This window comes from Thermomonas beijingensis (assembly GCF_020034655.1).
Classification (GTDB): Bacteria; Pseudomonadota; Gammaproteobacteria; order Xanthomonadales; family Xanthomonadaceae; genus Thermomonas; species Thermomonas beijingensis.
On sequence record NZ_JAIQDJ010000001.1, the window covers coordinates 624,226 to 650,481 of the forward strand.

At 60.6% G+C, this 26,256-nt stretch carries 22 protein-coding genes; 9 read left to right on the top strand and 13 right to left on the bottom strand.

Annotation, left to right across the window (positions count from 1 at the left end; genetic code table 11):
- Positions 1-8: 8 nt before the first annotated feature.
- Entirely contained in the window at positions 9-2,204 is a 2,196-nt protein-coding gene (locus tag K7B09_RS02910) for a M1 family metallopeptidase (protein WP_223626586.1), read from the bottom strand.
- Between the two features lie 92 nt (positions 2,205-2,296).
- Here K7B09_RS02910 and K7B09_RS02915 point away from each other — a divergent pair, with 92 nt between their 5' ends.
- Together K7B09_RS02915 and K7B09_RS02920 are read left to right on the top strand one after the other, a co-directional pair.
- Positions 2,297-4,225 (top strand): tetratricopeptide repeat-containing sulfotransferase family protein, encoded by a 1,929-nt coding sequence (locus K7B09_RS02915; RefSeq protein ID WP_223626588.1) that lies wholly within the window; start codon positions 2,297-2,299, stop codon positions 4,223-4,225.
- Positions 4,226-4,316: 91 nt separating this feature from the next.
- On the top strand, positions 4,317-6,857 hold the full coding sequence (locus K7B09_RS02920) for a TonB-dependent receptor (RefSeq protein ID WP_223626590.1): 2,541 nt from the start codon (positions 4,317-4,319) through the stop codon (positions 6,855-6,857).
- A 70-nt stretch (positions 6,858-6,927) separates the two neighbouring features.
- Here K7B09_RS02920 and K7B09_RS02925 read toward each other — a convergent pair whose 3' ends face one another.
- The 3 genes from K7B09_RS02925 to K7B09_RS02935 all read right to left on the bottom strand — a co-directional run bounded on the left by K7B09_RS02925 (position 6,928) and on the right by K7B09_RS02935 (position 9,862).
- Positions 6,928-7,863 carry a peptidylprolyl isomerase gene (locus K7B09_RS02925; RefSeq protein ID WP_223626592.1) on the bottom strand — a complete coding sequence of 312 codons (936 nt, stop codon included), beginning with the start codon at positions 7,861-7,863 and terminating at the stop codon, positions 6,928-6,930.
- A 40-nt stretch (positions 7,864-7,903) separates the two neighbouring features.
- Positions 7,904-9,190, bottom strand: a complete 1,287-nt coding sequence (locus tag K7B09_RS02930) for a polyhydroxyalkanoate depolymerase (protein WP_223627730.1) — start codon at positions 9,188-9,190, stop codon at positions 7,904-7,906.
- Between the two features lie 78 nt (positions 9,191-9,268).
- Complete coding sequence (locus K7B09_RS02935) at positions 9,269-9,862, bottom strand: class I SAM-dependent DNA methyltransferase (protein ID WP_223626595.1); 594 nt, start codon at positions 9,860-9,862, stop codon at positions 9,269-9,271.
- 38 nt (positions 9,863-9,900) lie between these two features.
- Between K7B09_RS02935 and K7B09_RS02940 the strand changes: the two genes are divergently transcribed.
- The gene (locus K7B09_RS02940) at positions 9,901-10,320 is read left to right on the top strand and encodes a CopD family protein (RefSeq protein ID WP_223626597.1); all 420 of its coding nucleotides are present in this window, start codon (positions 9,901-9,903) and stop codon (positions 10,318-10,320) included.
- A gap of 36 nt (positions 10,321-10,356) precedes the next feature.
- On the opposite strand, the gene K7B09_RS02945 is transcribed toward K7B09_RS02940, so the two are convergent.
- On the bottom strand, positions 10,357-12,042 hold the full coding sequence (locus K7B09_RS02945) for an alkaline phosphatase (protein WP_223626599.1): 1,686 nt from the start codon (positions 12,040-12,042) through the stop codon (positions 10,357-10,359).
- Positions 12,043-12,148: 106 nt separating this feature from the next.
- Here K7B09_RS02945 and K7B09_RS02950 point away from each other — a divergent pair, with 106 nt between their 5' ends.
- The 5 genes from K7B09_RS02950 (at position 12,149) to K7B09_RS02970 (ending at position 18,705) form a co-directional block, all read left to right on the top strand.
- The gene (locus K7B09_RS02950; RefSeq protein ID WP_223626601.1) at positions 12,149-13,465 is read left to right on the top strand and encodes a dicarboxylate/amino acid:cation symporter; all 1,317 of its coding nucleotides are present in this window, start codon (positions 12,149-12,151) and stop codon (positions 13,463-13,465) included.
- A gap of 169 nt (positions 13,466-13,634) precedes the next feature.
- Complete coding sequence (locus K7B09_RS02955; protein WP_223626603.1) at positions 13,635-14,462, top strand: glycine zipper 2TM domain-containing protein; 828 nt, start codon at positions 13,635-13,637, stop codon at positions 14,460-14,462.
- A gap of 187 nt (positions 14,463-14,649) precedes the next feature.
- A complete protein-coding gene (locus K7B09_RS02960) occupies positions 14,650-15,813 on the top strand; it encodes an acyl-CoA dehydrogenase family protein (protein ID WP_223626605.1) in 1,164 nt (387 codons plus the stop codon).
- A 51-nt stretch (positions 15,814-15,864) separates the two neighbouring features.
- Entirely contained in the window at positions 15,865-16,410 is a 546-nt protein-coding gene (locus K7B09_RS02965; protein WP_223626608.1) for a GNAT family N-acetyltransferase, read from the top strand.
- An 18-nt stretch (positions 16,411-16,428) separates the two neighbouring features.
- The gene (locus K7B09_RS02970; protein WP_223626610.1) at positions 16,429-18,705 is read left to right on the top strand and encodes a thiamine pyrophosphate-dependent enzyme; all 2,277 of its coding nucleotides are present in this window, start codon (positions 16,429-16,431) and stop codon (positions 18,703-18,705) included.
- Positions 18,706-18,753: 48 nt separating this feature from the next.
- Here K7B09_RS02970 and K7B09_RS02975 read toward each other — a convergent pair whose 3' ends face one another.
- The 7 genes from K7B09_RS02975 to K7B09_RS03005 all read right to left on the bottom strand — a co-directional run bounded on the left by K7B09_RS02975 (position 18,754) and on the right by K7B09_RS03005 (position 23,724).
- Entirely contained in the window at positions 18,754-19,380 is a 627-nt protein-coding gene (locus K7B09_RS02975) for a PepSY-associated TM helix domain-containing protein (RefSeq protein WP_223626612.1), read from the bottom strand.
- 8 nt (positions 19,381-19,388) lie between these two features.
- Positions 19,389-21,524 (bottom strand): TonB-dependent receptor, encoded by a 2,136-nt coding sequence (locus tag K7B09_RS02980; RefSeq protein ID WP_223626614.1) that lies wholly within the window; start codon positions 21,522-21,524, stop codon positions 19,389-19,391.
- A 97-nt stretch (positions 21,525-21,621) separates the two neighbouring features.
- On the bottom strand, positions 21,622-21,951 hold the full coding sequence (locus K7B09_RS02985; protein ID WP_223626616.1) for a non-heme iron oxygenase ferredoxin subunit: 330 nt from the start codon (positions 21,949-21,951) through the stop codon (positions 21,622-21,624).
- A complete protein-coding gene (locus K7B09_RS02990; RefSeq protein ID WP_223626618.1) occupies positions 21,948-22,514 on the bottom strand; it encodes a GNAT family N-acetyltransferase in 567 nt (188 codons plus the stop codon). The genes K7B09_RS02985 and K7B09_RS02990 overlap by 4 nt, the downstream gene beginning before the upstream one ends.
- A 21-nt stretch (positions 22,515-22,535) precedes the next feature.
- Complete coding sequence (locus K7B09_RS02995; protein ID WP_223626621.1) at positions 22,536-22,976, bottom strand: barstar family protein; 441 nt, start codon at positions 22,974-22,976, stop codon at positions 22,536-22,538.
- Positions 22,977-22,984: 8 nt separating this feature from the next.
- Positions 22,985-23,461, bottom strand: coding sequence for a guanyl-specific ribonuclease (locus tag K7B09_RS03000; protein WP_223626623.1), 477 nt, complete (start codon positions 23,459-23,461; stop codon positions 22,985-22,987).
- 14 nt (positions 23,462-23,475) lie between these two features.
- Positions 23,476-23,724 carry a hypothetical protein gene (locus tag K7B09_RS03005; RefSeq protein ID WP_223626625.1) on the bottom strand — a complete coding sequence of 83 codons (249 nt, stop codon included), beginning with the start codon at positions 23,722-23,724 and terminating at the stop codon, positions 23,476-23,478.
- A 67-nt stretch (positions 23,725-23,791) separates the two neighbouring features.
- Between K7B09_RS03005 and K7B09_RS03010 the strand changes: the two genes are divergently transcribed.
- The gene (locus K7B09_RS03010; protein ID WP_223626627.1) at positions 23,792-24,388 is read left to right on the top strand and encodes a YdeI/OmpD-associated family protein; all 597 of its coding nucleotides are present in this window, start codon (positions 23,792-23,794) and stop codon (positions 24,386-24,388) included.
- Positions 24,389-24,392: 4 nt separating this feature from the next.
- Here K7B09_RS03010 and K7B09_RS03015 read toward each other — a convergent pair whose 3' ends face one another.
- Positions 24,393-26,159 (bottom strand): M14 family metallopeptidase, encoded by a 1,767-nt coding sequence (locus K7B09_RS03015; protein WP_223626629.1) that lies wholly within the window; start codon positions 26,157-26,159, stop codon positions 24,393-24,395.
- Between the last annotated feature and the right edge of the window lie 97 nt (positions 26,160-26,256).

Genomic DNA, 26,256 nt, shown 5'->3' on the forward strand with positions numbered 1-26,256 from the left:
TGGGATTCTCAGACGGTAGCCAGCAGTGCGAAGAAGGATTGCAGCAGCGACGTGAAATCGGCAAACCAACGGCGTGCTGCCTGCGGTTGCGGCTCCAGTGTGTAGCTGTCATTGAGTTTGTTGGCATCCATCCGCAACAAGTTGCCGGGATCCAATTGTGCGGAGACCGCCTTGCTGCGGGTGACCAATTCAAGGCGCTGCCAGCTCTGCTGCGTGGTCACCGGGTAGTCGCGGTGGCTGCCGTCAGCAAAATTGACGCGCAAGGTCTGCGCGGGCTTGACCGTATCGCGGCGCACCACAATGACGGTGTGATATGGGAACGGGCCGGCACCGGCTTTTGCCTTCGGGTGCTTGGCTTTCCATGCTTTACGTACGGTTTCGATGGCTTTGTCGATCTGTGCGCTCCCCACCAGCACTTGCTTGCCTTGGTAGGTGAGATAGCCGGGCATCGGCAGCCGCTCCTGGCTGCTCATGCTGCTGATGCGGTCATCGGTTTTGCCGGTGCCGTAGATGTAAGCATCGAACGCGGCGTTCACGATCAGCGGCTTGCCGGTGCCCTCGGCCAGCGCATCACGCAGATCTGCCAGCGACGGGTGGCGGAACTTCCAGCGTTCGTAATACAGCTGCATCGCCCGTTCCATGGCCGGCGTGCCTACTTGGGCTTCGATTTGGCGCATGGTGGTCGCGGTGCGCGTGTACACCGTGTTGTAGCTGCCACTGGACAGACGTACCCATGAATTCAAGCCAAGCGGGTCGGCCGGGTCATTCAGGTTTGCACCCAAGCGTTCCATGTCGAATGGCGTGATCCTGGAGCCAATTCCCAGCCGTTTCAACCAATCGGTGGTGAGCACAATGTCCTGCTTGCGCGCGGTCATCATGCGTTGATCCCAATACTCGTTCATGCCTTCATCAAGCATGGGTTCTTCGAATTCGTTGGAACCCAAAATGCCGTAGAAGTAGCCGTGACCGAATTCGTGCACGGTGACGAAATCCAGCATGAAGCGGCTGGGGCTGCCCGCCGCAACTTGATCAGTGCTGTCGGCGGTGAAGAACGTGGGGTACTCCATGCCGCCGGCTTCAGCCGCGCCATAGGGCGGAATCACCGCGGTTGCCGTCTTGTACGGGTACGCACCCAGGGTTTTTGAGAAATATGCGAGCGAGTCAATCGTGGCCTGTGCCACCGGCTCGGCATTGCTGGTGTATTCCGGGTGGTACAGCACCTTGACTTCGACCGGCCCCTGCGGGCCATTCCACGTTTTGATCAGTGGCTTGGCGTAGCGCTTGTCGGCGGTCCACGCAAAATCGTGCACATCGTCTTGCACATAGTGATGCGTGGTTTTGCCGGCGTGTTCAACCGGCGTGCCCTGCAACTGGCCGGTGGCACCCACGGTGTAATCCTTGGGTACGGTCAGCTGCACGTCGTAGCTGCCGTAATCGGCATAGAACTCGCTGTGCAGATGGAATTCGTGGGCGTTCCAGCGCGGCGCGGTGGCACCGCGTTCGCCCGGCAATTCCAGTACACCGATCTTCGGGAACCACTGGCCAATCAGGTGGAAGCTGCCGTAGTAGCCGGTGCGCGCCACCACGCGCGGAAGTTGGTCGAAAAAGTCGATATCCAGGGTGGTGGCTGCGCCGGCGGCAACCGGTGTGGGCAGGTCGATGCGCACCACGCTGCGATCAGTGCTGGGGCCGGCGTCAGGCTGCACGAAGCTCCATTTCGCCACCGTACCGCCTTGTGCCACCTTGTCCAGGCGGATATAGCCGTATTCGCCATCCTTGGTGGCTACGTTGCTGCGGAAGCCGCCGCTGCTGGCGCGCTGCTCGGTCATGAAGGTGCTGCCCGGGCCTTCGAACCCGTTCAGGTACATATGCAGGTAGATGCTGCACACCGGCTGCGCGCTGCGGTTGCGCCAGGTGAGTTGCTGTTTGCCGGTCAGGATGTGTTTGACCGGGTCAAGCTCGGCCGCGATGGCATAGCGGACAACGCGGTCGGACAGGCTGGCTTCCTTGCCCGTGCGTGCGCCACCCCACGCATTGGCAGTACTGGATTGCAGCACGCTCCCTGCATCACGACCGGCCAGTGGAATCGCGGCGCAACTACCGGTTGCGATGGGGGTGGCCGATGCGGGTTCTTTTGCCGAGGCAGGCAATATTGCTAGCACAAGCAAGGCGGGCAGGGCGATGAGCAGACGGGAACTGTGCATGGGGGCGTCAATGGCGGCACAAGGCTTCTACAGTGTGCGAAGCCAGCCGGCATGGCAACATGCCGATGGTCACGGATAAGCGGAGTGGATACATGGAAGACCAAGCGGCCAGTGTGAATGTCGCACTGGCACATGGCCTGCAATTGCTGGAAACCGCACCAGCGCTGGCTGCGCAACAAGCGCGTGAAATTCTGGCCAGTGTGCCGGGCCACCCCGCTGGCGTACTGCTGTCGGGTCTGGCGGCGTCCGCGCAGAGGCAGTTTGCGCAGGCTGTCGAAATTTTGCGGCCGCTGGTGCAGGCACAAGCGGGCTCGGCGGTGGCGTGGCTGGCGCTTGCCGATGCGCATTTCGGGTTGGGGGATGATGACGCCGCCGATGCGGCGTACATGCAGCACGTACGCCTGAGTGTGCACACGGCAGAACTGATGCAAGCGGCCGATGCGTTGGCGCAAGGCGATTTGCCCGAGGCCGAAACCCGCCTGCGTGCGCGCTTGCAGAGGCAGCCCACCGATGTGGCCGCACAACGCATGTTGGCCGAGTTGGCGGCGCGACTGGGTCGCAATGACGAGGCCATCACGCTGCTGGAACAAGTACTGCAGCGTGCGCCCAGTTTCGATGCGGCGCGCCAGAACTTGGCAACCGTACTCAATCGCGGCAATCGGCATGCGCAAGCCTTGGTTGAAATCGACTACTTGCTGACGCGTGATCCGTCCAGCCAGAGCTTGCAGAACATGCGTGCGGTGGTGCTGGGTAAATTGGGTGACTTCGATGCCGCCATCACCACCTACGAAGGCGTATTGGCGAAACTTCCGCAGCAATGGCAGGTGTGGCTGGGTTATGGGCATGCGTTGAAAACTGCCAACCGCAGCAGCGATGCAATCACCGCGTATCGGCGTGCGCTGGCGATCAACCCGGGCTTTGGCGGCGCGTGGTGGAGTTTGGCCAATCTGAAAACCATGCGTTTTGATGCCGCTGATATCGCCGCGATGCAAGTGCAACTGCAGCGCCAGGATTTGGATGACGATGCTCGCCTGCATCTTGAATTTGCACTGGGCAAGGCGCAGGAAGATGCCGGTGCCGATGCCGCCGCGTTTGCCCACTATGCACGTGGCAATGCGTTGCGCCGCCGGCAACTGCCCTACGATGCCGGCATGATGCGTGTACGCACGCAGCGTGCGATGCGCACCTATACCCCGGAATACTTTGCCGCCCGCGCTGGTAGTGGCAGCACAGCGCGGGATCCGATTTTTGTGATCGGGATGCCACGGGCCGGCTCCACCTTGATCGAGCAAATCCTGTCCAGCCACCCGCAGGTGGAAGGCACGATGGAATTACCCGCCATCATCGCCATCACGCGTGAGTTGCGTCAGCGGGATGGCAATCCGGAAACCACCGCGTATCACGATGTGCTGGCAGGACTGGGGCATTCGGAATTGCATGCGCTGGGCGAAGACTATCTTCGTCGCTGCCAGCCGCAGCGGCGCGAGGGCAGGCCGTTTTTCATCGACAAGATGCCGAACAATTTCGCGCATGTGGGGTTGATTCATTCGATTTTGCCAAATGCCAAAATCATCGATGCGCGTCGGCATCCACTCGCGTGCTGTTTCTCCAATTTCAAACAACATTTTGCACGTGGCCAAGCCTTCAGTTACGACCTTGCCGATATGGGCCACTACTATGCCGATTACGTGGCATTGATGGCGCATTTCGATGCGGTACTGCCGGGCCGCATCCACCGTGTCCTCTACGAGGACATGGTGGCCAATACCGAAGCCCAGGTGCGCGCCTTGCTGGACTACTGCGAGTTGCCGTTTGATCCGCGCTGTCTGCGCTTTTTTGAAAACACCCGGGCGGTGCGTACTGCCAGCTCGGAACAGGTGCGGCAGCCGATTTACACCGACGGATTGGCACAGTGGAAGCGCTTTGAGCCTTGGCTAGGGCCGCTGAAGCAGGCATTGGGCCCGGTGTTGGCGCATTATCCGCAGGTGCCGGTGGTAGAGGAGTTGCCGGATTTGCGTTAAAAACACGTAATTCAATCAAGGTCGATCTTGAGCGATGCTTGGGGCATCTTGAAAACAACAACAGCAATTTCAACTCGGAGGGGAGTCCGTGATGCAAACCAGAACGTCTATTCGTCGCTCCCGCGGCGCATTCCGCAATATCCGCAAACTGCCGCTGGCGGCCGCAGTGGTACTGGCCTTTGCCGCACCGGTATGGGCGCAAAGTGCGACTGAGCAGGCACCTGCCAGCAAAGAAGCCGGCAAGGACAAGGACACCCGTACCTTGGGCACGGTCACGGTAACCGCGCAAAAGCGCGAGGAAAACCTGCAAAAAGTACCGATCAGCCTGCAAGTGTTGGGCAATGAGCAGCTGGAACAGCAAAACGTCCAGAGCTTCAACGATTACGCCAAACTCATCCCCAGCTTGAGTTACGGCACCGCCGGTGGTGGTGTGTTCTCCGGGCCGGGTTTCGTGCAGGTGTACATGCGCGGTGTGGCCAGCGGTGGCGATGGCAACCACTCCGGCTCACAGCCCAGCGTGGGCATGTATCTGGATGAGCAGCCGATCACTACCATCCAGGGCGCGCTTGATATCCACATGTACGACATCGACCGCGTCGAAGCACTGGCCGGCCCGCAAGGCACCTTGTACGGGGCCAGCTCGCAGGCTGGTACCGTCCGCATCATCACCAAAAAACCAGATCCCTCCGGCTATGCGGCCGGTTTTGCAGTGGAAGCCAATGCCATCGACGGTGGCGGCATCGGGCATGTGCTGGAAGGCTTTGTCAACTTGCCGATCAACAGCGGCAGCGCGGTGCGTTTGGTGGGCTGGCAAAAGCACGATGCCGGCTATGTGGACAATCTGCATGGCACGCGCAAGTATCCCACCTCCGGGATCGTGGCCGACAACGCCAACTTGGCCGAGAACAACTACAACACCGCAGACACTGCCGGTTTCCGTGGTGCTGCGCGTTTTGATATCAATGATCGTTGGACGATTACGCCGCAGATCATCGCGCAGAAGCAGAAGGCCTACGGCAGTGCCGGCATCGACCCGATGGTGGGCAGTGCCGCCGCAGGCTATGACGCATCCACCGCAGGAATGGCGGTCAAGCATTTCCATCCGGAATCGTCCGATGACCGTTGGTGGCAGGCGGCGCTGACGGTGGAGGGCAAGATCGGCAATTTCGACCTGACCTATGTGTTCTCGCATCTCAAGCGCGACGTGGATTCCGAATCGGACTACAGCGATTACGGTTATTGGTACGACGCACTGGCCGGCTACGGCGCGTATTTCTACGACAACAGTGGCGCGCTGGTGAATCCATCCCAGTACATCCAAGCCACCGATGGCTACACCCGCACCAGTCATGAGTTGCGCATTGCCTCGCCGCAGGACAACCGTTTCCGCGTAGTGGCCGGGCTGTTTTGGCAGCAGCAGGAACACCAAATCCATCAGCGTTACCGGATCGACAATCTGGCCGATTCGTTGTCGGTCAGCGGTTGGCCCGACACCATTTGGCTGACCCAGCAGGAGCGCCGCGACCGCGACCAGGCGATCTTCGGTCAGCTCAGTTTTGATGCGACGGACAAGTTGGAATTGAATGCCGGCGGGCGTTGGTTTACCACCCGCAATAGCCTCAAGGGTTACTTCGGGTTTGCCAATGGCTATTCGTCCGGCAGCAGTCTGGATCCTGTCAATCGCTATGGCGAAGCCGGTTGTTATGCGCAGTACGGTGCCAAATCGAATTGGGTGCCGTTTGAAGGTGCGCCGTGCGTGGTGGTGGATAAGGGGGTGAAAGAAAACGATGCCATCTACCGCCTCAATGCCACCTACAAGATCGATGACAAGAAGCTGGTGTATGCCACGTGGTCGCAGGGCTACCGCCCTGGTGGCATCAATCGGCGCGGGACCTTGCCGCCGTATGTGTCGGATTTCCTGACCAACTACGAGCTGGGTTGGAAGACGTCGTGGGCCGACGATACCTTGATCTTCAATGGTGCACTGTTCCGCGAAAACTGGAAAGATTTCCAATTCTCTTATCTGGGCCAAAACGGGTTGACCGAAATCCGCAATGCCAACCAGGCCAAGATCGACGGCCTGGAGCTGGATTTGACTTGGGCGGCCACCTACAACTTGCAAATCTCCGGTGGTTTCGCATGGTATGACGCCAAGCTCACCGCCAACTTCTGCGGCTGGCTCAAGCCCGATGGCAAGCCCGAAACCGTATGCCCGGCCGGCTCCCTGGACCCCAATGGCAATGTGATCAGCGGGCCACAGGCACCCTCAGGCAGCCAGCTGCCGGTGACGCCGCGCTTCAAGGGCAGCTTGAATGCTCGTTACACCTTCGACTTGGGGTCTGGCGAGGCGTATTGGCAGGCGTCGTTGTCGCATGCGGGCAAGCGGCGCGTGGATATGCGGCAGGCTGAAACCGCGTTATTGGGTTATCTGGACAGTTACAGCTTGCTGGATCTCTCCGCTGGTTGGCGCAAGGACAGCTGGGCGATTGATGTGTTCTTGAAGAACGCCACCAACGAGCGCGCGCAGATGAGTCGTTTCGCCCAATGCGCGGCGCTGACCTGTGGCCACGAGCCCTATACCGTGATCGCCCAGCCGCGTACATTGGGGGTACGGTTCAGCAAGGAATTCTGAGTTCAGTGGACCGGACGTTGTAAGCCGAAGGCCGCCGAAAGGCGGCCTTCGTGTTGCATGCAGTGGCGAATCATTTCCTAGCCGCCTTGTCCATTGTTTCCCGCACCGGCAAGCTGACATTGCACAGGTCGATATGGCCCGGTGGGTCGGTATAGAAATCGTCCTTGCGGTTGCGGCGTGCCTCGGTGGCGTCGATAAAGGCCTGGCTGTCGGTGCGCAGCAATTGCAGCGGGGTGCGTTGTTCCACCGGGACTTCACTGGCCAGCTTGATCGACACAATCGGCGTGCGCAGTTTCGGGTCGGTGTAGAAGCCCATCGGGGCCGGCCCTCGCGGGATCACGCTGAGCAACTCCATGCCTTTCACCACCCGGCCCACCACGCTGAGCTGATGATCCAGTGCACGTGGCGATTGGCCGGTGACGACATACAGCTCGGCGCCAATACTGCTATCCGGGGCATTGTTGCGGCCCGCGCCCAGCGTGCCGTAGCAATGCGTTATCCACACCTTGCCGGTCTTGGGGTTGCGCCCCACCGGGAAGCCATCCACAAAGCCTACCTGCGGTGCCCAGCCATCCACATCGGGCAGGCGGTCGAAGTGCACGCCGTTGTCGCTGCGGGTGAATTCGGCGGGTAGATGGGTTTGGGTGCCGGCAGGATACGGTTTGGCTTTGCCGGCTTCCTCGCCATCGGGGTCACCAAACTGCACCACGAAATTGTCTTGCGAGCGGTAGATGTTCAAGCCATCCCAGAACCCGCCTTTGGCCATGGTCTTGATATTGGCCACGTGCTCGGGGGCAAACCCCGGCGCCAGTTCAATGATCACGCGGCCGCTGGCCAGCTCCATGTACAAGGTATTGGCCGGATCGAGATCGCGCCACGCACTGGCCGGCGCGGCGTCGATGATGGCTTGCGCGGATTTTTGCTTGGCCGGCGTTGCGGCGTCGGCGGCCAGTGCGGGCAGGGCAATGCTGGCCGCGATGGCTAGCGTGAGCAGGTGGATACGCATGGACACCTCCGATGGATGTGCCAAGCGTAGCTGTTGCCCGTCAGTTCGGCGAGCCCCGCTGTTGCCGTGTGGCGGATACTGCGGCGCCTGTGTGCGCGGCAATGAACTGCCGCACCTGCGGGTACACCTCGGTGCGCCAGCGACGGCCACTGAAAATGCCGTAGTGGCCAGCGCCTTGCGCGGTCAGGTGTTTGCGATGTGGTGCCGGAATGCCGGTGCACAGGTCATGTGCGGCGCGGGTCTGGCCTTGTCCGGAAATATCGTCCAGCTCGCCTTCGATGGTGAGCAGGGCGCAGTCCTGGATCTTCGAGGGGTCCACCCGCTCACCGGCCACATCCCACAGTCCGCGTGGCAGCAAGTGCTCCTGGAAGACGGTGCGAATGGTGTCGAGGTAATACTCGGCCGGCATGTCCAACACCGCGTTGTATTCATCGTAAAACTTGCGGTGTGATTGCGCCGAACTGAGATCGCCCTTGACCAGATCCTGATAGAAATCCCAATGCGAGGTGCCGTGGCGCTCGGGGTTCATCGCCACAAACCCCATGTGTTGCAAAAAGCCCGGATACACGCGGCGACCTGCGCCGGGGTAATTGGCCGGCACCGTATGGATGACGTTGTTTTCGAACCACCACAACGGCTGGCGGGTAGCCAGATTGTTGACCGAGGTGGGGGATTGGCGGGTGTCGATGGGTCCGCCCATCATCGTCATGGAACACGGCACCGCTTCGCCGCGTGCGGCCAACAGCGAGATCGCCGCCAATACCGGCACAGTGGGCTGGCACACGCTGATCACGTGTAGATTGTCGGTGCCGATATGGCGAATGAATGCTTGGATGTAGGCAACGTAATCATCTAGCGTGAACGCGCCGCGCTCGGCCGGCACCATGCGTGCGTCGGTCCAGTCGGTGATGTACACCTTGTGGTCGGCAAGCAGGGTGCGCACGGTGTCGCGCAGCAGGGTGGCGTGATGGCCAGACAAGGGTGCCACCACCAGCACCACCGGGTCATCTTTCATGCGCGCCAGCCCGTCGGCTTGGTCGTGGTAGCGCTTGAAACGCAGCAAGCGGCAGAACGGTTTTTCCACCGCCACGCGCTCCACCACCGGGATGGAGAGCCCTTCCACGTCAATCTGATGGATCCCGAATTCCGGCTTTTCGTAGTCCTTGCCCAGCCGGTACAGCAGCTCATAAGAGGCCGCCGTGCGTGGCGCACCGGGCAGGCTGGACAACCAGCTTTCATGATTGGAAAACATCTTGGCACCGGCGTCGGCCCAATAGGTGCAGGGCGCCAAGCTGGCGCGCCAGAGTTCATGCCATTGGTAAAGCATCATTAGTGTGGTTCAACCCCATTTGCGGCGATGCAGCATACCGTATCGCATGTTAGCGGTTGTGACCTGGGTCGCGGATCAGCCTGGAAGCTCCAATGCAGTGGCGTGTGCTACCAGCGCCGGTGACAGCCAGCAATGCGAGCCTAACGGGTGCAGGCCAAGTGCGCGCAAGCGGTTGCGATAAAACACGGCGCTGCGCAGCTTGAATTCGTGCTCGTCACCCACCGCACCATCGCTGCGTGTGAACACTTCGATGAAGGCCACGCCGCCACACAACTCGGCCAATGCGGGCAAGCCCAGATCCAATTCGCGTGCCTCCAGATAATGCAGCACATCGCTGCACACCAACAGATCGACCGGCGCACAGGGGCGCAGATGCTGGAAGTCGGCAAAGCGTGCGTGATGCAGATTGCGGGCGCGGCCATGCCGCGCAATCGCATAGTCGCTGCTGTCAAAGCCTAGGTACTGTACTTTGGGGCGCAGTTTCAGCAGTGCTGCGCGCCACGCACCCTCGCCACAGCCAATGTCCAACACGCTGCGTAGCGGGCGCTCCAAGTGGTATTCGGCGGTAGCCACGGCCAGCGCTACCTTGCGCGCCAGCCGCGCTGCGCCACCAATTCCTCCGCTGCGATACCAGCGGTCGAAATAGGCGCGATCGTAGAGTTTGCTCATCGTGGCATCCTAGCGGCAATTCGTATTCGAGACCTGGCATGGCCTACTTGCTGACCAAAACGCTGCATATTGTGTTCGTGATGGCATGGATGGCGGCGGTGTTCTACCTGCCGCGTATCTTGGTCAATCTTGCCGAAGTGGGCGATGCACCCGCTGTGCGCCAACGTTTGCTGTTGATGGGGCGGCGGTTGTACCACTTCGGGCATGTGATGTTTGCCATCGCATTCTTGCTGGGCTTGGTGTTGTGGCTGCATTTCCACATCGCCGGTGGCTGGCTGCATGCCAAGTTGCTGCTGGTGGCACTGTTGCTGGCGTACTACATCGTGAGTGGTCGCAAATTGAAGCGTGCAGCGCAAGGCATGCAGCTGGGATCCTCCACGGCACTGCGCTGGTTCAATGAGTTGCCATTGCCGCTGCTGGTGATGATCGTGTGGCTGGTGTTGGCCAAGCCGTTTTGAGCTGGGTGAGAGCAGCGCTTGGCTGCGCCCGACATGTCACGGTTTTGGCAGATTCACCGGTACGCCATTGCCGTCACATGCGCCCTTGGCGCACAGCGCCGCACGCAGGCGCGGAGTGGCTTGCACGATGATGTGATACAGCGCGTTTTGCTCCAGCGAGCCACGCACCGCGTGGCTGCCGGGGCCGCTGGCCCACACGCCCACGTCTTCGCCACCGTGGGTTTCGCCGTTGAGTGGTACCAACGCTTCCTGCATGTAATCGACGGCGGTGGTGTCCACGTTGGACAGGTCAGGCCGGCCACTGGCGGGCATTACCAGCTGCCTGGGCCAGTGCGGATAGCGCTTGGGTCCAGCCGGTTGTGCGTCGGTGCCGCCGGTATTGCCTGCGCCGTTGGCATAGTTCAGGGTGGTGTAAGGCAGGCCCGCCAAATCCAGCGCCAGCTTGCCGGGTACGCCGTCAAAACTGTTGCTGCCGCGCACCTTGCCCAGGATGGGATTGCCTCGCGTGGGGTAACCGACAAAGTTGAGGGTGTGCGAATGATCGGCGGTTACCAGGATCAAGGTATCCGTGGTTGATGTCATGTCCATCGCAACCCGTACTGCATCCGAGAACGCAATGGTTTCATCGAGTGCGCGGAAGGCGTTGCCATCATGGCTGGCCATGTCGATGCGTGCACCTTCGACCATGAGGACATAGCCCTCGCGATGGCGAGACAACTGCCGGATGGCAGCGGCGGTCATATCGGCAAGGCTGGGTTCGACTGCGCCATCGGCTTTGCGATCCACATCAAATTGCATGTGGTCGTAATTGAACAACCCCAAGACCGGGGTGTTGTTGGGGTGAGCGGCCAATTGTGCAGCGGTTTCGACATAGGCCCCTTGCGGGTGTGCCTGCTGCCATTCCTGAATCAGGTTGCGCCCATCACGCCGCAGGCCGTGTTTGTCGGCAAGCCGTGAATCACTGTCGGCTGTTGTCAGGAATTCTTTGCGACCGCCCCCCAGCAAGACCGATGGCCCGCGCCCGGCGCGGGTGGCCTCGATCAATTGCAGGGCGATGTCCTTGCAGCCTTCAGTCACTGCCTGCGCGGGCAGGGTGGCATCGTTTTCCCAGTTGCGATTGGGTACGTGTGCATAGGTCGCCGCCGGTGTGGCATGGGTGATCCGTGCGGTCGTCACGATGCCAGTGGCAAGGCCTGCGGCATCGGCCAATTCCAGCCAGGTTTGGGTGTGCTTGTCCAAGCTGTCGGCGCAATTGTTTTTGTCGCCGGCGGCAACCCCAATGGCACCCATGTGCGATTTCACGCCGGTGGTAATGGCCGTCATGGTGCCGGCCGAATCCGGGACTTGGGAGTCGGTGTTGTAGGTTTTGCTAAGGGCGGTGGCCGGGAAATCCTCCCAGCTCAGGCGGTTTTCTTCGCCACTGCTGCCCTTGCGTTGGCCTTCCAGAATGCGTGCTGCGGCGACGGTGGTCAGGCTCATGCCATCGCCCAGGAACACGATGACGTTTTTGGCCCGGCCGCTCATGGCGCCGCGCTGTGCAGCCTGTGCGGCTCCATCACGGTACCACCAAGCAGGCGTTTCTCCGGCCGGGTGCGCCACGCGGGGAACATCGACCTGGATGGAACTGGCTGCAGGATTTGGCGGCGGCACACTGGCGCAGGCGGCAAGCACCAGGCTGAAGGTCAGTGCGAGTGGGCCAGCGATGCGATGCGAGATGGTCATTGCATCATTATGGCTTGTATCCAAGTCCGCAGTGTTGCACGCATGACACTGCCGCAAGGACGAGCCGTCAGGTATCGTTTGCGCTGGTTTGGATGAGCTCGCCCGCATGTTTGATTGGTGGTTCCGCATCAAGTTCTGGAAGCGCGTGGCCGCGGGCTTCGTGCTGGGCGCGCTGGCGGGATGGATCTTCGGGCCGAATGCAGATGCCTGGTTCAGCCCGTTGGGGGATCTGTACGTCACGCTGATCAAAATGATCGCGGTGCCCTTGGTGTTTTTTGCCGTGATCAATGCGGTGGCTTCCTTGAGCGGGCAAAAATCCATCGCCGCGCTGGCCGGGCGCACCTTTTTGTGGTTTGCACTGACTGCGATACTGGCGGTGGGCGTCGGCTTGTTGTTTGGCTGGTTGATCCAGCCGGGTGCCGGCGTAGGCACTTTGAAGATTGCATCGGACTATTCGCCCAAGGATGTACCCAGTGCGCTGGACATGCTGATGAATCTGGTGCCAGCTAACCCCTTCCAAGCCTTGGGTGGTGCGGCAAGCGCGGAATTGAGTGATGGCACGAAAGTATTGGTGCCGCGTAATGGCACCGTGCTGCAGGTGATTTTCTTCGCGGGGCTGGTCGGCTTTGCGATGGTCAAGCTGGGCGAAAAAGTAGCCGGCGTGCGCAAGTTGGTGGGCGAAGCCAGTGAGGTGATGATCCAGGTCACCCGCTACGTGCTGGAGTTCACCCCATTGGGGACGTTTGGTTTGATTGCGGCCTTGGTCGGTGGTTATGGGTTTGATCAGCTGCGGCCGTTGCTGATGTTTGTGGTGGCGCTGTACGCCGCTTGCGCGTTCCATATGGCAGTTGTTTACAGCAGTTTGTTGCTGCTGCACGGGCTTAACCCGCTGAAGTTTTTCCGGGGTGCGGCTCCGGCGATGGAAGTGGGCTTTGTGGCCTCCAGCAGTTTTGCCGCGCTGCCGGTCTCGCTGCGCAGTGCAACCCACAATTTGGGTGTGGACAAAGATTACGCCGCATTCGCGGTCCCGCTGGGGGCCACCATCAAAATGGACGGTTGCGGCGCGATTTACCCTGCATTGGCCGCAGTGTTTATTTCGCAATATGCGGGAATTGAATTGTCGTTGACGCAATACCTGATTATCGCGTTGGCTTCGGTCTTGGGAAGTTTTGGTACCGCCGGGGTGCCGGGTACCGCCGTGATCATGGCCACCGTGGTGTTGTCGGCGGCAGGGTTGCCACTGGAGACCATCGGTTATTTGTATGCCATCGACCGCGTGCTGGACATGATGCGCACGATGACCAATGTCACCGGCCAGGTGTTGGTGCCGGTCTTGGTGGCGAAAGAAACCGGGATGCTTGATCGTGCAATCTATGAGGCTGCACCGACCAATGTCGGCCTGCGTGAGGGTGATCCCAGCTAGCGGTTTTGATTTGTGTGGTCGTAGATTGCGATTGCTCCTGCAGATAGGCAGCCCTTGCTGAACAGGGACAAACGCAGTGTGCCTGCGGCGGGTATGGCTTGGTGAAGATTCAGCTGGCGCGTGCTGAAATCGACTGCGGATCAGGGGAACACCCAGCGGAGTAGCCAACATGCCCAAGAACAATACCATCGCCGTCGCTGTGGCCGCCTTATTGGTTGGTGGCGTGGCCACCGCCGGCTACATGAATAGCCGCAGTCACTCAAACACGACTCCCGTGCCACAGGCCGTGCCCGTCGCCGCACAATTACCTGCACCGACCACCGCAACTGCCTCTGCACCAGCGACGATGGCGGCCCCGCTTGCAACTGGCTTGATCTATGCCGATGTGCTGGATGTCAAACCAATCAACGCACGCGAGCCGCTGTATGCCAGCGTGATTGGCAGTGAGCCGATTCGCGAATCCAATACCGTCAACACGCCGCAGCAGGAATGCCGTGACGTGGTAGTGCAAGAACGTTTACCCGAACGCGATGGCAATGTCGGTGGCACGGTGGCCGGCGCGCTGATCGGTGGTTTGGTGGGCAATCAGGTGGGGCGTGGCAATGGCCGCAAGGCCGCGACTGTGGCCGGTGCGGTCGGTGGCGGCTATCTCGGGCATGAAATCGACAAGCGCCACCAGGGTGGTCGCGTGGTCGATCGCACCGAGCGTCAATGCCATACCGTGAATGCGTCCTCCACCCGTTCGCAAACCGTGGCTTGGAACGTCACCTATCGCAATCCCGATGGCAGCACCGGCCAGATGCGCATGGACAAGAAGCCCGGCAGTCGCATTGCGTTGGGTGATGGCAGCAGGACCGTGGGCTATGACGTCACCTATCGCTACAACGGCCAGCAGCGCACCGTGCGCATGGATCATGCGCCGGGCACGCAGTTGCCTGTGATCGATGGTCAGGTGGTTACGCAAACGGCATCGGTCGAGGGGCCGGTCAGTCGCTGAGCCTGTTGCGACAGTCGTGAACCGCCCCAACGGGGCCGGACACTCCGGCCCCGTTTGCTTTCCGGCAGAACGTTCGCGGACACTGGCAAGAACGGCATTTTGCACAGAATAATTGGGCAAATCGAACGTACCGATTGCACGGCCTGCGCGATTACAATGGCGGTTCGTCCAAATCGACCTCGCATCCATGGCCCTGCATCCGTACGATCTGTTTGATGTCCGTTCCCTGCTCAGTGAAGAAGAACGTGCGGTGCAGGACACCGTGGCGCGCTTCACCGACGAACGCGTGATTCCGATCATTGGCGATGCCTTCGACCAGGGCCGTTTCCCCAAGGAATTGGTGGCGGAAATTGCCGATCTGGGGCTGCTGGGCAGCTCGCTTCCCGAGAAGTACGGTTGCGCGGGTTTGAATGGCGTCAGCTACGGCCTGATTTGCCAGGAGCTGGAACGCGGTGATTCGGGTATTCGCAGTTTCGTGTCGGTGCAAAGCTCGTTGTGCATGTACCCGATCTATGCCTATGGCAGCGAAGAGCAGCGCCAGCGCTGGTTGCCGGACATGGCGGCAGGCAAGGTGATCGGCTGCTTTGGTTTGACCGAACCGCACGGCGGTTCCGATCCGGCCAACATGAAAACCCACGCCAAGCGCGACGGCGATGATTGGGTGATCAATGGCAGCAAGATGTGGATTACCAACGGTAATCTGGCCGATATCGCCATCGTGTGGGCGCAGACCGACGACGGTATCCAGGGCTTCCTGCTGGAAAAGGGCATGCCCGGTTTTTCCGCGCAGGAAATCAAGCACAAGATGAGTCTGCGTGCGTCGGTGACGAGCGCGCTGTTCTTCGACAATGTGCGCGTACCTGATGCCAGCCGCCTGCCCAATGTGAAGGGCTTGAAAGGCCCGCTGGGCTGCCTGACCCAAGCCCGCTACGGGATCACCTGGGGGCCGATCGGTGCGGCGATTGCCTGCCTGCATGAAGCGCTGAATTATTCGAAAGAACGCATCTTGTTCGACCGCCCGGTGGCGGCCACGCAAAGCGCCCAGCTCAAGCTGGCCGACATGGCGCGTCGCATCACCACCGCGCAATTGCTGGTGCTGCAATTGGGCCGCCTGAAAGATGCCGGCACCATGCAGCCGGCACAGGTGAGCTTGGCGAAGTGGAACAACTGCCGCATGGCGATTGACATCGCCCGCCAGTGCCGCGACCTGTTGGGCGGTGCCGGCATCACCACCGAGCACGCCGCCATTCGCCACGCACTGAATCTGGAATCGGTGATTACCTATGAAGGCACCGAGACCGTGCACCAGTTGGTGATTGGCCGCGAGCTGACCGGCATCAACGCGTTCTGATCTTGCTCGTCATTCCGGCGTTTGCTGGAATGACAAATCGGAGAGATCATCATGGCGTTCCCCGACATCCACATCGAAACCGAGCGGCTGATCCTGCGCCCACCGCATGCCGAAGATTTCGATGATTTCGCGCAGATGCAGGGCGATCCCGATGCCGCGCGCTTCATCGGTGGCGCGGTGAGCCGTGCGGAAGCTTGGCGGCGTTTTCTGTGGCAACCCGGCGCGTGGCTGGTGCAGGGGTTTGGCATGTTTGGGGTGATTGAGAAGGCCACCGGATTGTGGCTGGGCCAGATCGGGCCGTGGAAGCCGGAAGGCTGGCCGGGCAACGAGATTGGCTATGCGTTTCACCCGCGTGCTTGGGGTAAAGGCTTTGCCACAGAAGCCGGTAGTGCCGCCATTGATTGGGCATTTTCCAGCCTCGGCTGGAGCGACATCATCCACTGCATCGATCCGGACAATATCGCCTCACAAAATGTGGCGAAGCGCTTGGGCTCGACGCTGCAGGGCCCGGGCACCTTGCCGCCGCCGTTTGAACATGTGGCCATCGAGGTCTGGGGCCAGACCCGTGTGCATTGGCAACAACGACACCTGCCTTAATTCAATCACGAGAACAGCATGAGCTTCGCCACCGTTCCCAATCCCATTCCGGCCCGCATGAAGGGGCTCAACCGCGCTGAAATTTGCGATGTCAATTTCAGCGAGTTTGTGAAAGGTTGGGCGGGCACGCCACAGTCAAAGCCGGCGCCGGGGGAAGCCATCCTCGAGGGCAGTGCACTCACTGCGCAGGGCTTTCGTGAGCTGTTTGAATCGCAGTTGATTTCACGGCATCTGGATTTGATGGCGCGTGTGCTGCGCGTGCAAAACAAGGTTTTCTACACCATTGGCTCCAGCGGTCACGAAGGCAATGCGATGGTGGCGCGGGCGGCGCGGCATACCGACCCGGCCTTCTTGCACTATCGCAGCGGCGGCTTCATGGCCGAGCGCTTCCGCAAATTGCCCGGCATGGATCCGATCATGGATTCGGCACTGAGTTTTGCCGCCAGCGCCGAAGACCCGGCCAGCGGTGGCCGCCACAAAGTGTGGGGCAGCAAGCCGTTGTGGGTGTTGCCACAAACTTCGACGATTGCTTCGCACCTGCCCAAAGCATTGGGCACGGCGGTGGCGATTGAAGCGGGCAAACGCATTGGCCATGCATTGCCAATCCCCGAGGATAGTATTGCTATCTGTTCCTTCGGTGATGCCTCCAGCAACCATGCCAGCGCGCAGACCGCGTTCAACGCCGCCTCTTGGACGGCCTATCAAAAACTGCCCGCACCGGTGCTCTATGTGTGCGAAGACAACGGTATTGGCATCTCGGTAAAAACGCCAAGTGGCTGGATCGTGGAGAACTTCAAGCACCGTCCGGACCTGGACTATTTCTTTGCCGATGGGCTGGATTTGGCCGCCGGCTACGGTGATGTGCTGCGTGCGGTAGAGCACTGCCGCAAGACGCGCCGGCCCACTTTTTTGCATCTGCGTACCAACCGCATCATGGGTCACGCCGGCACCGATTTTGAAATCGAGTGGCGCTCGATTGAAGAATTGTGCGCGGTGGAAGCGACCGATCCACTGCTGCGCAGCGCGGCCATCGCGCTGGAGTCGGGCTTGATGGGCAAGGACGAGATCCTTGCGCTGTACGAGGACACCCGGCGCAAATGTTTTGCCGCCGCCGAAGATGCCGACCAGCGCCCGCGCATCGAAACACTCGAGCACGTGATGGCCCCGCTGGCCCCGTACACGCCGGACAAGGTGGCCGCGGAAGCGGTGCGGATGCCATCGCTGGAGGCGCGCATCAAAGCCTTCGGTAGCGAGGACAAGTTGCCGGAGAAGCAAGTCCAGAAGCATCTGGCAATCCAGATCAATCAAGCGTTGCACGATTTGTTTGCGAAATATCCAGAGACGCTGCTGTTCGGCGAGGACGTGGCGCAAAAGGGCGGCGTGTACACGGTCACCAAGGGCCTGCACAAGGCCTTCGGCAACAAGCGCGTGTTCAACACGTTGCTGGATGAAACCATGATCCTCGGCATGGCGCAGGGCTTTGCCAACATGGGCATGTTGCCGATTCCCGAGATTCAATATCTGGCGTATTTGCACAACGCGATTGATCAGCTGCGTGGCGAAGCGTGTTCGCTGCAATTCTTCAGCAATAATCAATTTGCCAACCCGATGCTGGTGCGTATCGCCGGGCTGGGCTACCAACGTGGGTTTGGTGGGCACTTCCATAACGACAACTCGGTGACTGCGCTGCGCGATATTCCGGGGCTGGTGGTCGGTTGTCCCTCGCGGGGTGATGATGCCGCGATGATGCTGCGCACGCTGGCCGCGCTGGCCAAAGTGGACGGGCGCGTGTGCGCCTTCCTCGAACCCATTGCGCTGTACATGACCAAGGATCTGTACGCGGCCGGCGATGGCCAATGGCTGACCGACTACCCGGCGCCCAACCAAGCCCTGACCTTGGGCGAAGAACGTGTGTACCACCCGGACGCCAGCGACTGCGTGATCTTCAGCTTCGGCAATGGCATGCCGATGAGCCTGCGCGCCGCACGCCAGATCGAGGCCACGCATGGCTGGAAGGTACGGGTGGTGGATCTGCGCTGGCTGGTGCCACTCAACCACGCCGCCATCGCCAAACATGCCGGTGAATGTGCGCGCATCCTTGTGGTCGATGAAGGCCGCCACAGCGCCGGTATCAGCGAAGGCGTGATCACCGCGATCACCGAAGCCGGCCACGGCGGCAAGCCACTCCAGCGCGTGGTGGGGGCGGATACCTACACCCCGCTGGCCGGCGCGGCGTTCCTGGTCATCCCCAAGGATGAGGACATCGTGGCGGCGGCGGGGTTGCTGGCAGCGTGATACCCGCCACACGCCTTCCATCTTGGAAGGCGTGTGGTAGCCACAAGGTCAAGCCAGCGCCAAGCCCACAATGGCTGCAAACACGCAGGTGGCAAGCCCCATCACGCTGAAGACCAGTGTGCGCGGGCTGCGGCCACGGGCCCACATCCAGATCCCCGACAGGCCCAGCAACACCATGCCGATGGCGAAGCTGTCGGCCAGCAGCACCCACAGCAGGCCACCGCCAATGGCTTTGTGCAGGCGGTTGAGTGCGGCCAGCGGCGAGTGATGGCTACGCTTGAGGGTGGCGGTGTCGCTACCCGGCATGTATTCCACCGACCACGAATTGCCCGCCGTGCCGCCACTCAAATTCCACTTCGGGGCAGGCTTGCCTTCACTGCCACCCGGCCCACTCTTGCGGATGAGCTGGGCATCCAATTGCCGATGCTGGCGCAACCACAGTGAGAGCTGCTCTGGTGTTGCGCGGGCGTCTGCCGGAATACGGAGTGTGATGCGTGCGGTTTCGGTGCTATCGCCTTGTGGCCAAGCGCCATCCCCGATGCGATGGTTCATCACCAGCCCGGTATAGCCGTACAACATTGCGGCCAGTGCGCCCCAGGCGCCAATCCATAAATGCAGCTGACGCACCCAGCGGTAGGTGATATTGCGGCGGCGATTTTGCGTGGTGGTGTCCATCGTGATACTCAGAACCGGAAGTTCACGCTGACCCATGCACTGCGCGGTGCGCCGGGGCTGATATTGCTATTGCTGTTGGCACTGGCGAAATAGCGTATGTTGCCCAGATTTTCCACATTGAGCTGGAGCTGCAAGCTGGGGTTGAGCGTCCAATACAACGCGGCATCCACGCGGGTGAATGCAGGAATGGCGACCATGTTATCCACGCTGGCATAAAAATTACCGCGATAGATCACGCCCAGTCCTGCGCCAAACCGGTCGCTGAAGTCATAGCGGTTCCATAGCGATGCCGAATGGTTGGGCAGTTGCGCCAGCGTGTTGCCTTTTACCGCCGTGGCCGATTGCGTGGTGGTGATCTCACCGTCTTGCCACGCATAACCGCCCATCACTTGCCAGTGCTCGGTCAGGCGGCCGGCCAGGCCAATTTCCACGCCCTTGCTGTATTGGCCATCAACCAAGATGAGCTTGGTCGAATCCGCAGGATCCGTCACTGCGACATTGCTGCGCTGCAAGCGGTACACCGCAAGACTGGCTTGCAGATCCTTGCGGATATCCCACTTCGCGCCGATTTCGCGGTTGCGGAAACTTTCCGGCTTCAGCGCGGCATTGCTGGCCGACAGCGAGGCCAGTTGGTCCCCGGCGCGTGGCTGGAACGCTTTGCTGTAGGTGGCGTAGAACGACACCGTGTCCAGCGGCTTGTAGATCAAGCCCGCACGCGGCGACAGCATGCCGTCACTGCTGCTGAAGTTTTGGCCATTGCGGTTGTTGTGCAGGTCCACGCGGAAATCGTCGTGGCGCACGCCTACGATGGCCTGCCACTGCGGCGAGAATTCAATTTGATCTTGCAGATACAGCGCCGCGGTTTTGGCGATGCCGTGGTTGTCGGCATCGGTAGCACTTTGGCTGAAGGTTGCCGGCACATTGACGTTGGGGTTGGATAGCGGAACGATATTCGCGCCCGGTGCAAAGTATGCGGTGGTGCGGTAGTTATCCGTAGCCTGGCGTGCCAGCTCCACACCGGCAAGGACGGTGTGATGGAGCGCACCGGACGCCACTTTCCACACTAGATCCGTTTGGTTGAACAGGTTGCGGCGCGAGCTGTCACTGCGATAACCGGCCAGCGTCACCCGTGTGCCGCTGGCATCCACGCTGCTTGGGAAAATGTTTTGGTAGTACTTGTCGTAATTGGCCAGGCGCAGGTGGTTGCGCAGGTTGAGGTTGTCGCTGAATGCGTGGTCGAGGATGGCGTCGAACGCCGCCACATCGGCTTCGGTGCGGCTGAGTTTTGGGTTGCCGAAGAACGTTGATGGGGGGGTGTTGACCGGGCGGCCATTGAACGATGGGATGCCGCGGTCAGCGGTGCGGTCATCGTGAAACCTTTCAAACGACAGTTGCAGGCGTGTGGCCGCACCGACGTCAACGCTGAAACTGGGGTTGATGCCGTAGCGCTTCAAATACGCATCGTCACGGAAGCTGTTCGAATTTTCATAGACCGACGTCAGGCGGAAGCCGGCCGACTCGCCAAAGCCAATGCCGTAATCCAAGGTACCACGCCGGCGCAGGCCGGAGCCCAATTGCAAGGTGCCGCTGGCATGGTTCATGCCATCGGCCAACTTAGTGATGCGGTTGATCACGCCGCCGCTGCCGCCACGGCCAAAGATCATCGCGTTGGCACCTTTCAATGCTTCGGCGCGCTCCAGGTTGTAGGTATCGCGGTAGTAGGCGATGTCATCACGGATGCCATCCACATAGAAATCGGCATTGCTGCTGTTGCCACGCATCACCGCTTGGTCGCGGTTGCCCTCGCCCTGTGAGGTGCCCACGCCGGGGATGTAACGGAAGGTATCGGACAGGGTGGTGATGGCCTGGTCGGCCACCAGTTTGTCGGTAATCACGGTGACGGCTTGCGGCACATTGATCAGCGGGGTGTCGGTCTTGGTGGCACTGCGCGTTTGCCGCACCTGATAGTCCGGCAGGTAGCGTTGGCCGACCACGATCACCGTATCCACATTCTTCGTGGGGTCGCGCTTGGCGTCCTCTTCGCTGGCGTCACCGGCAAAGGCGTGGGCACTCAGGATCAGGCCGATGGCCAAGGTCAGTGGGGTGCGAAGCGGACGAAAAGCAGCAGAACAGGAAGGCGACATGGGGTCTCATGGGCATGTTGCAGCGCAAAACGCGCCGAAGTTGCGCATGCTAACGAGAATGATTCGCAAATGCAATAATGAGGGTGGACAAAGCAAATCAGCGATCGTCACGCACCAGCACTTGGCCGTTTTCGACCTTGACCGGGAACTTTGCCACTGGCTCATAGGCGGGCGCGCACAGTGCTTTGCCATCGCGAACATCGAACTTTGCGCCATGCAGCACGCATTCCACTTCGCCGCTGCCGGCATCGAAATGGCCGGCCGACAGCTCGAAATCCTCATGTGTGCACTGGTCTTCCAGCGCGTACAGCATGCCATCCAGATTGAACACGGCGATGGGTGTCCCGGTGATGTCATCGAATGCCACTTTCATTTCGCCGGGCAGCAGCTCGGCAGTGGTGCAGACGAAGGTCCAAATGTCGCTCATGCAGTGGTTTCCACGGGCAGCGAGGTTTCAAGCAAGGATTTTTCGAGGACTTCAAAGCGCAGGTCGTCCCGCTTGGGATGACCGAAGCGTGCATCGCCATATGGAAAAGGCTTGAATACGCCAGTACGGTGGTAGCCGCGGCGCTGGTAAAACGCGATCAGTGCATCGCGCACGTCAATCACCGTCATGCGCATGACGGGGAGTTGCCAGTCCTGTTGGACGATGCGCTCGCATTCGGCCAACAGTCGCTTGCCAATGCCGCCGCCTTGCAAGGTGGGGGCGACCGCAAACATGCCAAAGTAGCCTGCGCCGTCATCCTCGGCCACATGTGCGCAGGCAAGCAGGTTGCCGGCCTGTTCCAACACCACGATCTTGCTGCGTGCTCGCGCAAGGTCATGCCGCAACACGGCAGGGTCGATGCGCTCGCCTTCCAGCAGATCGGCTTCGGTAGTCCAGCCGGCGCGACTGGCATCGCCGCGATAGGCGGAGGTCACCAGCGCAACCAATGCGGGGATGTCATGCAAGGTGGCGAAGCGCAAATCTGCAGAGTTCGTGGCATCCATCCGCGTATGCTAGCGCGTGGGTCATTCTTGCGGTGGGAACTCGGTCTCGGGAAGCGCAAAAAATACCCAGAACGGAATATCCCGTTGTTGCCAATCCAGTGCGGCGGTATCAAGGATGTCCAGCAAGATGTCGAAGCTGGCTTCGTCGGCATCACGCAGGTCTTCGGTATGCGACAGCAGCACACTGTAGCCGTCCGCAGCCGGCAGCCAGGACAGGTCACGCAACTGGTCGGACAGGGCATCCCAATTGCGGCCTTGATCGGCGGGAAACTCCAGGGCATTGGCCAAGTGCAGCAGCAGCGCGTCTTTGTCGGTGCAGTCGCGTAAGTCGATGGTGCGCAGCAATAACCGGGCGTCATGCGTGGAGTCGGCGAGCGTGCCCAGATCGTCCTCGGTGACGAAATAGACACCAGCCTGATTGGCGTCATGCAGGTCCAAACTGAAGGCTTCGTCGTCGTGCATGGTGTGCCTCAATGAACGTCGAAGCGACGGAAGCTGGCGTAGTGATCATCGGTGTAATACCACTCACGCGGCGGCGTACCACCGGTGATGATGCGGCGCGTGCCGCGATTGCGCGCACCCGGGGTTTCCACCGTGTATTCGTGATACCAGCCACGCGGTTGGCGCGGCAAGTGACTTTCAAAATTGCCGAATACACCGCCATCCTGGTAGTGTGGGAACGGTCCGCCGCGTTGAATCAGCGTGATGCTGCGCAAGGCTTCGGCAGGCAGAAAATCCGGGAGTGCACTTGCAGCAGAGCTGGTAGTGAGTCTTGCAGCAGGTCCACCCCGCGATGCTGCGGTAGTCTGTGCGGCAACCGTGCGGGCGCCGTTCGCAGTCGACACCGTTGGCGTGCGTGCACTCCCCACCTGCGCGGAGCGATCTTGCATCCACCAAACACCAGCCAGCACCAATAACAGCAGACCCCACGTCAGTGGCTTACGCATGCAGGAATCCAGGCTCAGAATGGGCGGATATGAAAGGGCGGATGCTCATTCAAGCGACCATCCGGCTCCAAGGTGGCAAACACTTTGCGATCGCCATCGAAGATCACCGGGACGGACGCTTTGAACAGAGGTTTGCGGATGAATTTGAGTTCCCAGCCAAAACGTTCCAAGCCGACCAAGGTGTCGATTTGCGCTTCGTTGAGCTCACGCCGCAGCGTGCGACTGAGCGGGGTGATCGTGCTGCGACGTTCGGCAGTGGCCATGTCGCCCCCTGTTTTCGTGGTTGACACCGGCGCAGAATGCGCGCAAGTCCATTTGTGTGCAACTGCCATGCCCCATGACCCACGTATCGACGCTTACATCGCACGCGCCGCACCGTTCGCGCAACCCATTCTCACGCATGTACGCGGGTTGTTGCACGATGCCTGCCCGGATGCCGAGGAAACGATCAAATGGGGCATGCCGACCTTCATGTATGCGGGCAGCATCCTGTGCGGGATGGCGGCGTTCAAGCAGCACGCTTCGTTCGGCTTCTGGAAGCATGCGCTGGTAGTGGGTGAAGGCGAGCCACACGACGGCATGGGCAGCTTTGGCAAACTGACCTCAGTGGATGACCTGCCATCGAAGCGAACCTTGCTGATGCAGATTCGCAAGGCGATGAAGCTCAACGAAGATGGCGTGAAGTCGCCGCCGCGTAGGTCTTCATCGAAGCCGCAGGCGGAAATGCCAGAATCATTGTTGGCTGCATTGAAGAAGAACAAGGCCGCGCAGGCGACATTCGAGGCATTTCCACCAAGCTGCAAACGCGAATACATCGAATGGATCGCTGAAGCCAAGCGTGAGGAAACTCGCAGCAAGCGAGTGACGCAGGCGGTGGGATGGATGGCCGAAGGCAAGCGCCGCAACTGGAAGTACGAGAACTGTTGAATCCTCAATAAGCCGTGCCCGTACGCAGCACCGGATAGCGGTTATAGCCCAGGTCCCACGCCGGGTGCCGACGCGCGAAAAAATCCAGACGCGCCATCGGGTTCTTGGCGAATTCGGGATCGTCTTTCAACTTCTTGTCAAATTCGGCCTGCAGCGCGGAATCTTTGGCCAGCATCAGCCGCGCCTGTTCTTCGGCCACGTAGCTTTCCATGTATTCCTTGCGCTCAAAACTGTTGTTGAAGCCGCCCCATGCGGCGATGGAGTCGGGGGCTTGTGGCTCAAGAATGGCCATGACCAGGCGTGCCTTGGCTTGCGCGATGGGCACAAATAGCGCCCCCGCCACCAGGTTGGCGGATGCAGGCTTCCAGTTGCCGGTGAGTGTGGTGCGCTGGTGGCCTTCGCTAGGCGCGGCTGCAAACTTCACGCTGTCGGCGATAAAGGACTCCACCTCGGCGTTGGCCTGCGGTGTTGCAAGTGTGCGAAATTCAATGCCGTGCAAACGCAGCGCAGCGCCGACTTGTGCGGCGTATTCGGCAGGCACCAGATAACCGGCCTTGGGCGCGATGACGGTAATGCCGGGAACGATGGTGTCACGCAGCGGCAGCATCCACAGCTGCGGGGTGCGCTCGTCATACACCACCATGTCGGTGCCGGAAACCGTGGATGGCATGCGCTTGTAGGCATAGCCAAGGAAGTCGATGATGCGTTTTTCCTCGGTGGTTTTGTAATCCAGCGGGACGGGTTTTCCGGCCAGTTGCGCGGCGCGCGTGTCGGCATCGAGCTCCAACTGCCGCCACTGGCTGCCGTGTTGCGCCACCAGTTCCAGTGTATCCAGCACGGCGTTATATGTGCTGTGCACGCGCTCGGGGTAGGTCTTCCACGAGTGGGTTTCGATCAGCATCACCAGCCGGTTGCGCAGCGGGAAATAGCCGCTGGAAAAGCGCGGGGTGTAGGCGGTTTCCACAAAGCCGCTGGCGGGGTCGTCATAGTCGGCAAAGCTGGGGTAGAAATCCACCGGCAGCGAGCCCTGGGTTTTGAGCTTGGCAATGATGCCGGCCTTGAGCGCCTTGCCGGCTTCGCGCAGGGCGGTATCGCCCACGTTGACCGGGTCGCCGGTGACGGAAATGTCGTGGCGGAATTTGGCGCCATCCGTGACATGCAAATCCAATGTGGCCAGCGGATCCCAGGCATTGACCAGCGCCAGCATCGCCTGCATTTCCGGGGCGTCGGCTTTCACATAATCACGGTTGAGGTTGTAGCGCTGGGCGGTCACCCGGAACCCCATTTCCGCCGGCCCGCGCTGGTTGGGGCGGTTCCATGCTTTGAAGTTTTCGTGGCCATCGACATTGAATACCGGCACGAACAGCAACACCTGCTTGTCCAGCAGACCCTTGCCAACCTTGCCCTGCAACAGATCGCGCAGCAGCCCGAAGCCAGCGTCCTTGCCGTCGATTTCACCGGCATGGATGCCGCCCTGCGCCAACACCACCGGCACGCCCTTGGCACGGGCATCGTCAGCCGTCAGTGCGCCACTGGTGGACACCGCCAGCGCCTTCATTGGCCGGCCCTGCGGGCTGGTGCCGAAGTCAAAGCAGCGTGCTGATTGCGGAAATACCTGTTGGAAGGCGGCACACAGGGCAATGACCTCATCATAGCGACCGGTCTGCTGGTAACCGCTGCGTTCGGCCACGGTGCCAAGATTGGGTTTGGCGGCCATCGCAATGGTTGGCACGGCGGTTAGCAGGGCCAATGCAAGAATGCTGTGACGCATGGGGGAGTCTCCTGAACGGTGCAGGGATGGTAGTCCACGGTGACCGTTGCGCAGGACTGCCCAAAGTCACGCTGCGCTGGCATGGGCATGTGTGAGA

Excerpts from the sequence above, each read along its gene's own strand:
- K7B09_RS02910 (WP_223626586.1), bottom strand. The coding sequence starts at position 2,204 with ATGCACAGTTCCCGTCTGCTCATCGCCCTGCCCGCCTTGCTTGTGCTA.
- K7B09_RS02915 (WP_223626588.1), top strand. The coding sequence starts at position 2,297 with ATGGAAGACCAAGCGGCCAGTGTGAATGTCGCACTGGCACATGGCCTG.
- K7B09_RS02920 (WP_223626590.1), top strand. The coding sequence starts at position 4,317 with ATGCAAACCAGAACGTCTATTCGTCGCTCCCGCGGCGCATTCCGCAAT.
- K7B09_RS02925 (WP_223626592.1), bottom strand. The coding sequence starts at position 7,863 with ATGCGTATCCACCTGCTCACGCTAGCCATCGCGGCCAGCATTGCCCTG.
- K7B09_RS02930 (WP_223627730.1), bottom strand. The coding sequence starts at position 9,190 with ATGCTTTACCAATGGCATGAACTCTGGCGCGCCAGCTTGGCGCCCTGC.
- K7B09_RS02935 (WP_223626595.1), bottom strand. The coding sequence starts at position 9,862 with ATGAGCAAACTCTACGATCGCGCCTATTTCGACCGCTGGTATCGCAGC.
- K7B09_RS02940 (WP_223626597.1), top strand. The coding sequence starts at position 9,901 with ATGGCCTACTTGCTGACCAAAACGCTGCATATTGTGTTCGTGATGGCA.
- K7B09_RS02945 (WP_223626599.1), bottom strand. The coding sequence starts at position 12,042 with ATGACCATCTCGCATCGCATCGCTGGCCCACTCGCACTGACCTTCAGC.
- K7B09_RS02950 (WP_223626601.1), top strand. The coding sequence starts at position 12,149 with ATGTTTGATTGGTGGTTCCGCATCAAGTTCTGGAAGCGCGTGGCCGCG.
- K7B09_RS02955 (WP_223626603.1), top strand. The coding sequence starts at position 13,635 with ATGCCCAAGAACAATACCATCGCCGTCGCTGTGGCCGCCTTATTGGTT.
- K7B09_RS02960 (WP_223626605.1), top strand. The coding sequence starts at position 14,650 with ATGGCCCTGCATCCGTACGATCTGTTTGATGTCCGTTCCCTGCTCAGT.
- K7B09_RS02965 (WP_223626608.1), top strand. The coding sequence starts at position 15,865 with ATGGCGTTCCCCGACATCCACATCGAAACCGAGCGGCTGATCCTGCGC.
- K7B09_RS02970 (WP_223626610.1), top strand. The coding sequence starts at position 16,429 with ATGAGCTTCGCCACCGTTCCCAATCCCATTCCGGCCCGCATGAAGGGG.
- K7B09_RS02975 (WP_223626612.1), bottom strand. The coding sequence starts at position 19,380 with ATGGACACCACCACGCAAAATCGCCGCCGCAATATCACCTACCGCTGG.
- K7B09_RS02980 (WP_223626614.1), bottom strand. The coding sequence starts at position 21,524 with ATGTCGCCTTCCTGTTCTGCTGCTTTTCGTCCGCTTCGCACCCCACTG.
- K7B09_RS02985 (WP_223626616.1), bottom strand. The coding sequence starts at position 21,951 with ATGAGCGACATTTGGACCTTCGTCTGCACCACTGCCGAGCTGCTGCCC.
- K7B09_RS02990 (WP_223626618.1), bottom strand. The coding sequence starts at position 22,514 with ATGGATGCCACGAACTCTGCAGATTTGCGCTTCGCCACCTTGCATGAC.
- K7B09_RS02995 (WP_223626621.1), bottom strand. The coding sequence starts at position 22,976 with ATGCACGACGACGAAGCCTTCAGTTTGGACCTGCATGACGCCAATCAG.
- K7B09_RS03000 (WP_223626623.1), bottom strand. The coding sequence starts at position 23,461 with ATGCGTAAGCCACTGACGTGGGGTCTGCTGTTATTGGTGCTGGCTGGT.
- K7B09_RS03005 (WP_223626625.1), bottom strand. The coding sequence starts at position 23,724 with ATGGCCACTGCCGAACGTCGCAGCACGATCACCCCGCTCAGTCGCACG.
- K7B09_RS03010 (WP_223626627.1), top strand. The coding sequence starts at position 23,792 with ATGCCCCATGACCCACGTATCGACGCTTACATCGCACGCGCCGCACCG.
- K7B09_RS03015 (WP_223626629.1), bottom strand. The coding sequence starts at position 26,159 with ATGCGTCACAGCATTCTTGCATTGGCCCTGCTAACCGCCGTGCCAACC.